This window comes from Amycolatopsis azurea DSM 43854 (assembly GCF_001995215.1).
Lineage (GTDB): Bacteria > Actinomycetota > Actinomycetes > Mycobacteriales > Pseudonocardiaceae > Amycolatopsis > Amycolatopsis azurea.
Genome location: NZ_MUXN01000008.1, coordinates 14,880 through 27,659, shown reverse-complemented (window position 1 = coordinate 27,659; position 12,780 = coordinate 14,880). Strand labels below are relative to the sequence as shown.

Sequence of the window (12,780 nt, the reverse complement as noted above, 5' to 3'; positions counted from 1 at the left end):
CGGACACCCCGCGTAGACCGGCCCTCAACCCAGGGCGATCAGTGCGTACCGCGTGTGTGTGCGCAGAGTGAGCGCCTAGCCTTGTCACGAGTCGGTCTCGGAAAAACCGGCACACAGACCACTACATGTGCATACGCTCCAACGCTGTGGCGTGCTGAAGGCCGCACCGCGTGCGCGGACGACTCCGCGACGTGAAGACGGAGCCCAAAGGGAGGTCGCGTGAGCGACGAGGGTCGCCTGGTCGCCGGTCGATACCGCATAGTCCAGCGGATCGGCACGGGCGCGATGGGTGCCGTCTGGCAAGCGCATGACGAGGTACTAGGCCGCACGGTGGCGATCAAGCAGTTGCTGCTGCAGCCCGGCCTCGAAGCCCAAGGCGCCGAAGACGCCCGCCAGCGCACGATGCGAGAAGGCCGGATCGCCGCCAGACTGCACCACCCGAACGCCATCTCGGTGTTCGACGTCGTCACCGACGACAACGGTCAGCCTTGCCTGATCATGGAGTACCTGAACTCCACCAGCCTCGCCCAGGTGCTGCAGGAGGAGCGGACGCTGCCGCCGACCGAGGTGGCGCGGATCGGCGCGCAGGTCGCGGCGGCGCTGACCGAGGCGCACGCGGTCGGCATCGTGCACCGGGACATCAAGCCCGGCAACATCCTGCTGGCGCCCAACGGCACCGTGAAGATCACCGACTTCGGCATCTCGCGGGCGAAGGACGACGTCACGGTCACGAAGACCGGGATGATCGCCGGCACCCCCGCCTACCTGGCGCCCGAGGTGGCCATCGGCGGCGACCCCGGACCGGAGTCCGACGTCTTTTCGCTCGGCTCGACGCTCTACGCGGCCTGTGAAGGCCAGCCGCCGTTCGGCCTCAGCGAGAACACGCTCAGCCTGCTGCACGCGGTCGCGGCCGGGCAGATCATCCCGCCGCGCCAGTCGGGCCCGCTCGCCAGCGTGCTGGCCGTGCTGCTGCACCCGGAGGTACGGCACCGCCCGACCGCCGAAGAGTGCGAAGAGCTTCTCGCCGCCGTCGCGCGCGGTGAGACGCCGCTGGGCGGTCCCGCGGACGACACCATGCTCGCCGCCCCCGTCGCGGGCGCGATCGCCGGTGGCCTCGCGGGTGCGGGTGTGACCCAGGCGCTCGACAGCGAATCCGCCGGTCACTCGGGCTCGCTCCTCGACGACCAGGCCGCGGCCGGGCCGTACTACGACGACGAAGACGACTACCACCAGCCGCCCGCGTCGGGGTACCCGGAAGACGACTACGACGGGTACGACAACTACGACGAGACGGCGTTGCTGTCCGAACGCGGCCACCCCGGTGGCGGACCGGCGCCCACGCGCGCCGTCCCGATCCCCGCGGGCGGCTACGACGACGATCACTACGACGACGACTACGACGATCAGCCTCCTCCCCCGCCGCCGCCCACCCGGGCGCAGACCAGCCCGGTGGACGATGACGACGAGAAGCCGGGCGCGTGGAAGAAGCCCGCGATCATCGGCGGTGTCGTGGTCGTGGCGCTCGCGGCGCTGGGCTTCTGGCTGCTGAGCCCGAACAACCCGGAAGCGCCCGCGCAGGTGGGGAACTCCTCGACGAAGCCGTCGCCGACACCGACGTCCTCGGCCCCGGAGACGACGGAATCGCCGTCGGAGACGCAGTCGGCCGAGCCGCCCAAGGAGACGTCGTCGTCGAAGAAGACGTCGAGCAAGGCGACCCAGACGCAGGAGCCGGATCCGCCGACGCCGACGAAGACGCCGACCAAGACGACTCCGACGAAGACTTCGACCCCAACGTCGTCCTCCAAGCCGACTGACCCGCCCGAGTCGTCATCGTCTCCGGCGACCCCGTGATCCGAGGATTGCCTTGAGTTCTGAAGGTTCCATCGTCGGCGGCCGGTACCGCCTGGACCAGCCCATCGGGCGTGGCCGGGCGGGCATCGTGTGGCTGGCGTTCGACACACGCCTGCTGCGCACGGTCGCGATGAAGCGCATGTACCTGCCCGTCGGCCTGCCGCCGGACCGGGCGGAGCAGGCCAAGGCCGTCGTCGTCCAGGAGGGCAAGGACGCGGCCAAGTTCGAGCACGCCACCGCCATCAAGGTGTACGACGTGCTGCCCGACGGGCCGGACGTGTGGCTGGTGATGGAGTACATCCCGTCACGCGGGATGGCGACCTTCCTTGCCGAGCACGGCAGGCTGACCGCGGAACAGGCCGCCGCGCTGGGCATCATGCTCGGCCGCGCGCTGGCCGCGATGCACGAGGCCGGGGTGGTGCACCGGACCGTCGAGCCGGGCACGGTTCTGCTGGCCGACGACGGCGGCGTGAAGCTCACCGACATCGGCATCACCGGTGGCGGCGCGAGTCCGGCGTACCGGGCGCCCGAGGTGGCGCGCGGCGAACCGGCGACTTCGGCGTCGGACGTGTTCTCGCTGGGCGCGACGCTGTACACGGCCGTCGAGGGTGTGCCGCCGTTCGGTGAGGACGGCGAGTCTTCGGAACGGCCGCCGCAGACCGCCGGTCCGCTGGCCGGCGCGCTGCGCAAGATGTTGCGGGCCGAGCCGGACGTGCGGCCGACGATGGCCGACACGGTCCGCTCGCTGGGCGCGATCACGGAGGGGCGGCAAACGGCGTTCATCCCGCCGACCGCGCCCGCCATGCCGACCATGCCCGCGTCGATGCCGGTGCCGATGCAGCAGGCGCCGCAGCAGCAGCCGGTGCCGCAGTTCCTCCAACAGCAACAGCCGCCGCAGCAGTATCAGCCGCCTCAGCCGCCGCAGCAGCAGTTCACGCCGCCTGCTCAGCAACAGCAGCAGTACGCTCCCGCCGCGCCGGCCGCGGCGAAGTCGCCGGACACCCGGAAGTGGCTGATCACGGCAGGTGCCGTGGTGGCGGCGATCCTCATCGGGGTGCTGTTCGCGGAACTGTTCCTGATCTAGAGCCGCTCGCGGATCAGCGTCGCGAGTTCGACGGGCCGGCTGAGGAACGGGCTGTGGCTCGCCCGCCAGGTCACCGTGGTTTCGCAGCGGGCGGCGAAGTGGGCGACCATTTCCGGGGCGAGCGCCCGGTCTTCGGAGCAGATGACGTAGGTGTTCGGGGTGTCCTTCCAGGACGCCCCGATCGGCGATTCGGTGAAGATCGAGACGGGCTCCGAGCGCAGCAACGCGATGGCGCGCTCGGCCGCGGCGTCCGAGCAGTCGGCGTACAGGGCCTCGCGGGCGGCGGTGCGGTCGAGGTGGGTCATGCCCTCGTCGTCGAAGATCAAGGGCAGCGACTTGGGTTCGCGGCCGGTTTCCTCCGTGACCCGGTCGATCCAGTACCGGGCGGTCTCCCCCGGTTCGCTGACGATCGCGGCCAGGAGGATCAGGTGCGAGACCCCCGTGAGCCCACTGGCGATCACTCCGCCGTAGGAGTGCCCGAGTACCACCGGCGGCTCGGACGCGCTGTCGACGATTTCCTGGACGGTCCTGGTGATTTCGGCGATCGGGCGTGCGCCGACGTCGGGGACGGTGACGTCGACGCCCTCCCGGCGAAGTCGCTCGGCGACGTCGTCGAAATGGGCGGGCTGGTGCCAAGAGCCGTGCAGGATGATCAGGGGACGCACGGGGGTCCTTTCACTGGCGGAATTCGTGGCTTCCCTGCCAGGTTGTCGACCGCCGGTGCCGCTGTTCAAGCTCAGCCGGGTTTCCTGCCCGACCGGTCACTTCCGCCTACCCGTCCGGTCAGGCCGCTCGGGCGCCTTCGCGGATCGCGCCGAGGAACCGGCGCACCGCAGGATGGTCCCTGGCGTGCGCGGCGACGGCCGCGTGGATGGACCGCACCGGATCGGGACGGCGCACCTTGCGGATGGCGACACCGGGATGCGGGGCGCCGAGGCCTAGTTCCGGGATGAGCGCGACCCCGAGCCCGGCGGCCACGAACCCTTGCGCCGTCTGGTAATCCTCGGATTCGACGACATGGTTCGGGGCGAATCCGGCCGCACCGCAGGCGTCGAGCAGGATGTCGCGGCAGGCGCCGGGGAGACCGTCGACGCCGACCCACGGATCCTCCGCGAGTTCGGCGAGATCGAGGACTCGTTTGCGGGCGAGCCGGTGGTTCTTCGGCAGGATCGCGCGGTACGGGTCGTCGAGGAGGTGGATGTACTCGGCGCCCTTGATCCGGGGTGTGGTGCTGGGGAGCACGATCATCGCGACGTCGGCCTTGCCCGACTCGATCTCGGGCAGTGAATCGTCGGGCTCGACCAGTTTCAGGTCGAGGCGGACGCCCGGGAAGTCCCGGCGCAGCGCGGCGACGGCCAAAGGCACCAACGAAGCGCCCGCGGTGGCGAAGTAGCGGATCGCGAGCCTGCCGGTGCGGCCCTCCTTGAGTTCGGTGAGCGCGGCTTCGGCCTTGGCGAGCTGGGTGCTCAGCGTTTCCGCGTGTTCGGACAGCAGCGAACCGGCCGGCGTCGGCCGCACGCCGCGGCCGACGCGTTCCAGCAGTTCGACGCCCGCTTCCCTTTCCAGGGTGGACAATTGCTGGCTGATCGCGGAGGGTGTATAGCCGAGATTCCGGGCGGCGGCGGTGATCGAACCGCTGCTGATCACGGCTCGGAGGACCTGCATGCGGCGGACGTCCAGCATGCCCCGATCGTACAGTTCTTCTTAAGGCTTCATGCAGTTATTTTCGCTTGTCCTTACGCGTCGGCGCGGCGAAGCTGGGCCAGGCACTTAAGGAGGACTGGGGTGGGCGAGACGAAGACCCTGCTGCGGATCGGCGCGCTGGCGCTCATGTGGGGATCGAGTTTCTTCTGGATCAAACTGGGGCTGGGCGCGTTTTCCCCGGTACAGCTGGTGTTGGCGCGGGTGGCGCTCGGCGCGGCCGTGCTGATCGGGCTCTGTTATCTCGGCCGGGACCGGCTGCCGTCGGGACGGCGGATCTGGGGACATCTGGCCGTCGCGGCGTTCTTCCACAACGCGCTGCCGTTCCTGCTGTTCGCGTGGGGCGAGCTGACCGTCGATTCCGGGATCACCGGCGTCCTGAACGCGACGACGCCGCTCTGGGTGTTGCTGGCCGCGCCGATGCTGGGCGCGCGTACGCGGATGACCGCGGTCCGGGTCGCCGGGCTGATCGCCGGGCTCGTCGGGATCCTGCTGATCTTCGCGCCGTGGCAGGCGTCCGGCCTGCTCAGCTGGGGCGCGCTGGCGTGCCTCGCGGCGGCCGCGAGCTACGGTTTCGCGTTCGTGTACGAGGGCAAGTACCTCACCGGCACCGGTGACTCGCCGATGTCGCTGGCGGGCGGGCAGATGCTGCTCGCGACCGGGTTCCTGCTGCTGGCGATGCCGATGGGCGGCTTCGCACCGGTGCACCTGAGCACCGGCGCGATCGTGGCGGTGGTGATCCTGGGGATCGGGTCGACCGGGATCGCGTTCGCGCTGAACTACCAGCTCCTCGCGAGCGAGGGCGCCGTCGCGGCGTCGATCGTCGGGTACCTGCTGCCGGTGGTTTCGGTGCTGCTGGGGGCGGTGTTCCTGGGCGAGGCGCTGGACTTCCGGGTGATCGCCGGGATGGTCGTCGTGCTGGGCGGGGTCGCGCTGACCCGGCTCCGCCCGAAGGAGCGGGGGACCTTTGCTACCGCCCCCGTGGTGGAGCGCCCCCTGGCCGCCGCCGGGGAGGCCGCGCCGTGAAGACGACGACGTTGTGGCGTCCGACCGGGCCCGTCGAGCTCGACCTCGTCCGGGAGTCGGGCTGGCGCGAGTGGCCGCCGCGGTTGCCGGAGCAGCCGATCTTCTACCCGGTGCTGAACGAGGACTACGCGATCAAGATCGCCCGCGACTGGAACGTGCGGTACGACGGCGCGGGCTTCGTGACGCGGTTCGAGGTCGAGACGGACTTCGTCGACCGGTACCCGGTCCAGCAGGCGGGCGGGAAGACCATCCTGGAGCTGTGGGTCCCGGCCGAGGACCTGGCCGAGTTCAACACGCACATCGTGGGGAAGATCGAGGTCACCCACGAATTCAGGCCACCCGCCTGACCTGCGTTTAGCGGGCTAAACGCGCTCCCGCCGGTCCCAGCCGCCCGGCACCTCCCAGACCGGCGGGAGCGACTTTAGCCCCCTAATCGCGACGCGGCGGGGCCTGGACCTGCCGCATCGCGATTAGGGGGCTAAACGCAAGTCCGGGCGTCAGAGGGCGGAGACGACGAGCAGGGCGGCCATCACCAGCTCGACCCAGAAGTAGAGCCAGCTCGGATAGAACCGCTCGGGCCGTTCCGCGAACCGCGCGACCAGCCGCCCGAAGGCCATCCCGACGAGCGCGACGGCCACCGCGATCGCTGCACCCCGCTGGATCCCGCCGACGTCGAAGGCCGCGAACCCGAGCAGCACCGCGACAGCCACCCCGAAGCCGCCGTAAACCGCGCGCACCTCGGTCCGCGCGGTCACGGAATCCAGCGTGATGCCGAACGGCCGGATCAGCCGCCGCGGATCGACGAGCCCGAGCAGCCCCATGCCCAGGAAGAACACGGCCACCAGGCCGATGAGAACCGGCGCCACCTAGACGAGACGCCGGTCGGAAGCCCACCGCGAAAGCTCGTACCGGTTCGAAAGCTGCGTCTTCCGCAGCACGCTCGACACGTGCGTCTCGACGGTCTTCACCGAGATGAACAGCTCGGACGCGATCTCCTTGTACGCGTACCCGCGCGCGAGCAGCCGCAGCACGTCGCGTTCCCGCGGCGTCAGCAGGTCCAGGTCCGGGTCGCTGATCGGCGCGGAACCCGGCCGGTCGGCGAACGCGTCGAGCACGAACCCGGCCAGCCGCGGCGAGAACACCGCGTCACCGTCCGAGACCCGCACGACGGCGCGCACGAGTTCCTTCGACGAGATCGTCTTCGTGACGTAGCCCCGCGCCCCGGCACGGATCACCGCGATCACGTCCTCCGCGGCGTCGGAGACCGACAGCGCGAGGAACACGACGTCCGGCAGTTCCGGCCGCACCCGGCGCAGGACCTCGGCGCCGCCGCCGTCCGGCATGTGCACGTCGAGCAGGACGACCTGCGGTTTGGTCCTGGCGATCCCCGCGACCGCCTCGGCCACCGAGCCCGCCTCGCCGACCACGCGGACGTCGTCGGTGATCGAGTCCAGTTCGGTGCGCACACCGGCCCGGAAGAGCGCGTGGTCGTCGACGAGGAAGACCTTGACCGGCTCCCGCGTCTGCTGGTTCTCCGTCACGATGCTCCCTCGCTCGCCCTGTCCCGTGAGCATAGCGACCTCACGCCGCACCCTTCCCCGCCTTGACCGGCATCTCCAGCTGGACCTCGGTTCCTTCACCCGGTGCGGTACGCAGTTTGAGTTTCCCGCCGTGCCGTTCCATCCGCCCCCGGATGGAATCGGCGAGACCGTGCCGGTCGCTCGGCACGACGTCGGGGTCGAACCCCTTGCCCCTGTCCCGCACGAAAACCGTCACCGCCGTCGGCTCGACCTCGGCGTACACACTGACCTCGTCGACGCCCGCGTGCTTGGCGGCGTTGACGATCGCTTCGCGCGCCGCCTGGACCAGCGCGGTCAGCGGCTCGTTCAGCGTCGCCTCCCCGACGACGACCTGCTGCACCGAGATCGCGAAAGCGTCCTCGACCTCGCCGCACGCGGCCGCGAGTACCTCGGACAGCTGCCCGCTGACGGCCTCTTCCTCGGTCTTCTTGCTCTTGCCGTACCCCGACGGCCCGTACAGCCACCCGCGCAGTTCGCGTTCCTGTCCGCGCGCGAGCCTGGCGACCTCGCGCGGCGATTCCGCCTGCTTCTGGATCAACGCGAGGGTTTGCAGCACCGAGTCGTGCAGGTGCGCGGCGATCTCGGCGCGTTCGTCGGTGCGGATGCGGGCCATGCGCTCGTCGGACAGGTCGCGGACCAGGCGCAGCCAGAACGGGACGGTCAGCACGGCCACCCCGATCAGCGTCGCGATCACGGCGACCAGCGCGAACTTGACCTGGTCGATGCTGCCGCTCTCCAGGACGACGACGCCGATGCCGGTCATCACCAGCGCGACGCCGGCGACCACGCGGATCGCGGCCGACCAGCCACCGCCGCCGAGGAACGCCGTGGCGACCCCGCCCTTGGTGCTGAGCCGCCAGCGGCGTCGTTGCGACTCGTCGGCCTCCCGCCAGACGACGGCCGCGCCGATCATGGCCAGCGCCAGCGGGATGGCGACCCAGCCGCTGATCAGGCCGGTCAGCGTGCCGCTCGCGACGGCGAGGCCGACACCCAGCGCCATCAGGCCGAAAGCCTGCTGCTTTTCCTTGGGCGCGGACTTCTCCGGCTCGACTTCACCGGACTGCTGCTGAACGAAGACCCAGAGCAGGCCGTACGCGAGCAGACCGGCGCCGTTCAGCGCGGCCAGCAACGCGAACGCGGTCCGGACCCAGAGCACCTTGACGCCGAGGTGGTCGGCGAGGCCGCCGGCGACACCCGCGATGGCGCGGCCGGAGCGGCGGCGGTACATCTTGGGCGGCTCGAACGGTGCCGGGGACAGGCTGCCGGGAACGGGCACCGGAGGGCGCTCGATGATCGTCGGCTTCACCTGGTCGGCGAGGTCGTTGGGGGCGGATTCCTGCACGTTCTCCATGGTCACACGGAGTGCTGTACTGATCCATCGGGGAAACCCCTGACTCTTCCCGCTGGGGGAAACCTCAGGGACGTTCCCGGATGTGTCGAGGGGTCGCCGGGGCGCATTCTTTGTGGCATGAGTGGGAGTGAGACACACGTTCCGAAGCGTGGCCCCGCGGCCGGCTTCGAAGAGACCGTCAAGGATTTCTGGCGGAGCAGGCCGGTCCGCCCGGTACACGGCCGTAAGTTCGCCGGTGTCGCCGCGGGGATCGGCTACCGGTACGGCATCGACCCGACCGTGGTCCGCGTCGCGCTGGTCGCCGCGACCGTGTTCGGCGGGTTCGGCGTCTTCGTCTATCTGCTGGGCTGGCTGTTCCTGCCGCAGGAGGGCGACCAGGTATCCGCGTTCGAGGGCCTGATCGGCCGGGGCCGCGCGTCCAGTTCGCCCGCGTTCGCCGTGCTGCTGCTGATCCTGCTGTTCCCCGGTCTCACCTGGACCTTGAGCGGCGGCTGGATGACCGACGGCACCGGGCTGATCGGCTTCGCGCTGATGGCCGTCGCCCTGTATCTGTTGCACCGCAACCGCGGTCAGTACAACCGGCCGACGATGCCCGCCCCGGCTCAACCTGCCGCCGCGTTTTCGATGGCGTCCGCGGCCACCGCCTCGACGACGACCGAAGGCGGCTGGGACCCGCTCGCGGCCGACCCGTCCGCCTGGGACCTGCCGAACGCTTCGCCGTCCGGTGGTCTGCCGCCGCAGACACCTCCGCCGCCGCCCGCGCCGCCGACACCTCGCCGTCGCAAGTCGAAGATCGGCGCCGCGACCTTCGGGATCGCCGTGCTGGTCGGCGGGGTCGGCACCGTCCTCGGTCTGGACGGCGAACCGTGGTTCACCATGCAGCACGTCGTCGGGCTCACCCTGGGTGTGGTCGGCATCGGGCTGGTGGCCGGTTCGTTCGTGCGGGGCGGCCGTGGGCTGATCGGGCTGGCGGTGCCGCTGGCGATCGCCGGGATGGCGCTGACCACGGTCCCGTTCGACAACTTCTCCGTGAAGGGCGGCGTCGGGGACCTGAAGGCGACGCCGATCCAGGTGTCCGAGGTGCTGCCGGAGTACCGCCACTCGGCGGGGGACATCGACGTCGACCTGACCAAGCTGCCCGCGGGAGCTTCGGTGACCACGAAGGTCTCCAACGGAGCGGGCAACTCGACGGTGCTCGTGCCGGCGGGTGCCGAAGTGAAGGTCTCCTGCGAGACGGGAGCGGGCGATGTCGACTGTCTCGGCCAGTCGCGCTCGGGGGTCGGCGAGGACACCATCGTTTTCACCTCGCCGGGTGACAACGGGCAGAAGATCACTTTGAACGTCAAGAACGGTGTCGGGAACGTGGAGGTGCGTCGTGGCTGAGTACGACTACGACAATTACGACAGCACGCAGACCCAGGCGGCTCAGCCGGCGAAGCGCGGGGTGGACGTCATCACCTTGTTCGTCGGGATCGCGACGCTGCTGGTGTCGGCTTACGTCCTCTCGGACGGCGCCTCGTGGCTCCCGCGGTTCGACTTCCGGTGGGTCATGGCGGGTGGGGCGATCTTCGTCGGCGTCCTGCTGCTCGCCGCTTCGCTGCGCAAGAGCCGCCGCTAGCGGCCCCGCTCACGATCCACCCCACTCCGAAGGCCCCGGCCCCTCGCCGGGGCCTTCGCCTTGCCCCCAACTTGCGTTTAGCCCCCTAATCGCGATCCGGTCACCCAGGTGCCCCCGGTACGCCGACCTGCGTTTAGCGGGCTAAACGCGATGCGGTCACCCAGGTGCCACGGGCCCCACCGGATCGCGATTAGGGGGCTAAAGTCGCTCCGGGCTCGCTCAGGTGCCCAGGCCGCCGGATCGCGATTAGCCCGCTAAACGCAAGTCGGGTCGCCCAGGTGCCCGGCGGCGGCGGATCGCGATTAGCCCGCTAAACGCAGGTCGGAGCGGGAGCGGGTCACTCCCACTCGATGGTGCCCGGCGGCTTGGACGTGACGTCCAGGACCACCCGGTTCACCTCGGCGACCTCGTTGGTGATGCGGGTCGAGATCCGCTCCAGCACCTCGTAGGGCAGCCGCGTCCAGTCCGCGGTCATCGCATCCTCGGACGACACCGGCCGCAGCACGATCGGGTGCCCATAGGTCCGCCCGTCGCCCTGGACACCCACGCTCCGGACGTCGGCCAGCAGCACCACCGGACACTGCCAGATCTCGCCGTCCAGCCCGGCCGCGGTGAGCTCCTCGCGCGCGATGGCGTCCGCCGCGCGCAGCGTCTCGAGCCGCTCGGCGTCGACGGCACCGATGATCCGGATGCCGAGTCCCGGCCCGGGGAACGGCTGCCGCTGCACGATCGTCTCCGGCAGCCCGAGCTCCAGCCCGACGCGCCGCACCTCGTCCTTGAACAGCAGGCGCAGCGGCTCGACGAGTTCGAACTGCAGGTCGTCGGGCAGCCCGCCGACGTTGTGGTGGCTCTTGATGTTCGCCGCGCCCTCGCCGCCGCCGGACTCGACGACGTCCGGGTACAGCGTGCCCTGGACGAGGAACTTGTAGTCGCCCTCGGCCTTGAGGTCGCGCTCCGCCTGCTCGAACACGCGGATGAACTCACGACCGATGATCTTGCGCTTCTCCTCGGGGTCGGTGACCCCGGCCAGCGCGTCGAGGAACCGCTCGCGCGCGTCGACGGTCACCAGGTTGACCCCGGTCGCGGCGACGAAATCGCGTTCGACCTGGGTCCGCTCGCCGGAGCGCAGCAGACCGTGGTCGACGAACACACAGGTCAGCCGGTCACCGATGGCCCGCTGGACGAGCGCGGCGGCGACGGCGGAGTCGACACCGCCGGAGAGCCCGCAGATCGCCCGGCCGTCACCGACCTGCTCGGCGATGCGCTTGACCTGGTCGTCGACGATGGACGACGTCGTCCACTGCGGTTTGATGCCCGCGATGTCGTGCAGGAAGCGGCGAAGCACCTCCTGGCCGTGCGGCGAGTGGTGCACCTCGGGGTGGTACTGGACGCCGGCGAAACGGCGCTCGACGTCTTCGAACCCGGCGACGGCGGCACCATCGCTCGACGCGGTCACGGTGGCGCCTTCCGGAGCCTTGGTGACGCTGTCGTTGTGGCTCATCCACGCGGGCTGGCTGCTCGGGAGACCGGCGTGCAGGACACCGCCTTCACCGGCGACGCGGACCTCGGTGCGGCCGAACTCACGGATCCCGGTCGGCTCGACCGTGCCACCGAGGGCCTGCGCGAGCACCTGGTGGCCGTAGCAGATCCCGAGGATCGGCACGCCCGCGTCGACCAGGCCGGGGGCGAGGGCGGGGGCGTTCTCCGCGTACACGCTGGAAGGTCCACCGGAAAGGATGATCGCGGCGGGGTCCTTGGCGAGGATGTCCTCGGCGGTGGCGGTGTGCGGGACGACCTCGGAGTACACCTGCGCCTCGCGCACGCGGCGCGCGATCAGTTGCGCGTACTGCGCCCCGAAGTCCACGACGAGTACCGGACCGGTGGGACTGGGCACCTGAAACCTCCAGATCAGAGCAGTACGCTTCCCCACCATCGTCCCAGGTGGGCCCGGTCACCCCGCCGCCAACCCCCTCACGATTCAGGACAGCGGATGACCGCGACGCGGCCTACCGTCCGAAGGCATGGGCATCGACTGGAGCAAGGAACTCTCCGAACAGCTCGACTGGCACTGGACGCAGCACTTCCGGCCCAAGCTGGACACCCTCGGCGACGACGAATACTTCTGGGAACCCGCCGAGGACTGCTGGACGATCCGGCCGACCGAAACCGGCAAGCTCATGATCGATTGGGCTTATCCGGAGCCGTCCCCGCCGCCGGTGACGACGATCGCCTGGCGGCTCGCGCACGTCATCATCGGCGTGTTCGCGATGCGGACCGCGTCGCACTTCGACGGCCCGCCCGTCGACTACCAGACCTTCCCGTACGCGGCCTCTGCCAAGGAGGCGCTGGAGCAGCTCGACGACGCGTACGCACGGTGGCGCGACGGCGTCCGCGGCCTGACCGCCGAGGACCTCGAGCGCCCCTGCGGCGAGGCCGAGGGCCCGTACGCCGAGTACCCGCTCGCGACGCTCGTCCTGCACATCAACCGGGAGGCCATCCACCACGGCGCCGAGATCCTCCTCCTGCGAGACCTCCACGCGCGTCGCGTTTAGCCCGCTAAACGCAGGTC

The 12,780-nt window shown here is 70.3% G+C and carries 13 protein-coding genes; 7 read left to right on the top strand and 6 right to left on the bottom strand.

The window, feature by feature from the left end:
* The first annotated feature begins 219 nt into the window (after window positions 1–219).
* Both B0293_RS11920 and B0293_RS11915 read left to right on the top strand, forming a co-directional pair.
* Complete coding sequence (locus tag B0293_RS11920; protein ID WP_005165113.1) at window positions 220–1,851, top strand: serine/threonine-protein kinase; 1,632 nt, start codon at window positions 220–222, stop codon at window positions 1,849–1,851.
* A gap of 13 nt (window positions 1,852–1,864) precedes the next feature.
* Window positions 1,865–2,935, top strand: coding sequence for a serine/threonine-protein kinase (locus B0293_RS11915; RefSeq protein WP_005165111.1), 1,071 nt, complete (start codon window positions 1,865–1,867; stop codon window positions 2,933–2,935).
* On the opposite strand, the gene B0293_RS11910 is transcribed toward B0293_RS11915, so the two are convergent.
* The gene (locus B0293_RS11910; protein ID WP_005165109.1) at window positions 2,932–3,600 is read right to left on the bottom strand and encodes an alpha/beta hydrolase; all 669 of its coding nucleotides are present in this window, start codon (window positions 3,598–3,600) and stop codon (window positions 2,932–2,934) included. The two genes, B0293_RS11915 and B0293_RS11910, sit on opposite strands and share 4 nt — an antisense overlap.
* Before the next feature lie 118 nt (window positions 3,601–3,718).
* Window positions 3,719–4,618, bottom strand: coding sequence for a LysR family transcriptional regulator (locus B0293_RS11905; RefSeq protein ID WP_005165108.1), 900 nt, complete (start codon window positions 4,616–4,618; stop codon window positions 3,719–3,721).
* A 102-nt stretch (window positions 4,619–4,720) separates the two neighbouring features.
* Between B0293_RS11905 and B0293_RS11900 the strand changes: the two genes are divergently transcribed.
* Window positions 4,721–5,662, top strand: a complete 942-nt coding sequence (locus tag B0293_RS11900) for a DMT family transporter (RefSeq protein WP_005165105.1) — start codon at window positions 4,721–4,723, stop codon at window positions 5,660–5,662.
* Window positions 5,659–6,009 carry a hypothetical protein gene (locus tag B0293_RS11895; protein ID WP_005165102.1) on the top strand — a complete coding sequence of 117 codons (351 nt, stop codon included), beginning with the start codon at window positions 5,659–5,661 and terminating at the stop codon, window positions 6,007–6,009. The genes B0293_RS11900 and B0293_RS11895 overlap by 4 nt, the downstream gene beginning before the upstream one ends.
* 150 nt (window positions 6,010–6,159) lie before the next feature.
* On the opposite strand, the gene B0293_RS11890 is transcribed toward B0293_RS11895, so the two are convergent.
* The 3 genes from B0293_RS11890 to B0293_RS11880 are packed head-to-tail and all read right to left on the bottom strand — an operon-like array spanning window position 6,160 to window position 8,599.
* A complete protein-coding gene (locus tag B0293_RS11890) occupies window positions 6,160–6,528 on the bottom strand; it encodes a DUF4345 domain-containing protein (protein WP_005165101.1) in 369 nt (122 codons plus the stop codon).
* A complete protein-coding gene (locus tag B0293_RS11885; RefSeq protein ID WP_085939730.1) occupies window positions 6,529–7,236 on the bottom strand; it encodes a response regulator in 708 nt (235 codons plus the stop codon).
* Window positions 7,237–7,243: 7 nt separating this feature from the next.
* On the bottom strand, window positions 7,244–8,599 hold the full coding sequence (locus tag B0293_RS11880; RefSeq protein ID WP_005165095.1) for an ATP-binding protein: 1,356 nt from the start codon (window positions 8,597–8,599) through the stop codon (window positions 7,244–7,246).
* A 111-nt stretch (window positions 8,600–8,710) separates the two neighbouring features.
* Here B0293_RS11880 and B0293_RS11875 point away from each other — a divergent pair, with 111 nt between their 5' ends.
* Window positions 8,711–9,976 (top strand): PspC domain-containing protein, encoded by a 1,266-nt coding sequence (locus B0293_RS11875; RefSeq protein WP_005165092.1) that lies wholly within the window; start codon window positions 8,711–8,713, stop codon window positions 9,974–9,976.
* Window positions 9,969–10,211 (top strand): hypothetical protein, encoded by a 243-nt coding sequence (locus tag B0293_RS11870; protein ID WP_005165090.1) that lies wholly within the window; start codon window positions 9,969–9,971, stop codon window positions 10,209–10,211. Before B0293_RS11875 ends, B0293_RS11870 begins: the two co-directional genes overlap by 8 nt.
* A 337-nt stretch (window positions 10,212–10,548) precedes the next feature.
* Here the strand turns inward: B0293_RS11870 and guaA are convergent, their stop codons facing one another.
* Complete coding sequence (gene guaA, locus B0293_RS11865) at window positions 10,549–12,105, bottom strand: glutamine-hydrolyzing GMP synthase (RefSeq protein WP_005165086.1); 1,557 nt, start codon at window positions 12,103–12,105, stop codon at window positions 10,549–10,551.
* 127 nt (window positions 12,106–12,232) lie between these two features.
* On the opposite strand from guaA, the gene B0293_RS11860 reads away from it, so the two are divergent.
* Entirely contained in the window at window positions 12,233–12,763 is a 531-nt protein-coding gene (locus B0293_RS11860; protein ID WP_005165084.1) for a DinB family protein, read from the top strand.
* Window positions 12,764–12,780 lie beyond the last annotated feature (17 nt).

Coding starts and splice junctions, on each gene's coding strand:
- B0293_RS11905 (WP_005165108.1), bottom strand. CDS start 4,618: ATGCTGGACGTCCGCCGCATGCAGGTCCTCCGAGCCGTGATCAGCAGC.
- B0293_RS11885 (WP_085939730.1), bottom strand. CDS start 7,236: ATGCTCACGGGACAGGGCGAGCGAGGGAGCATCGTGACGGAGAACCAG.
- B0293_RS11875 (WP_005165092.1), top strand. CDS start 8,711: ATGAGTGGGAGTGAGACACACGTTCCGAAGCGTGGCCCCGCGGCCGGC.
- B0293_RS11860 (WP_005165084.1), top strand. CDS start 12,233: ATGGGCATCGACTGGAGCAAGGAACTCTCCGAACAGCTCGACTGGCAC.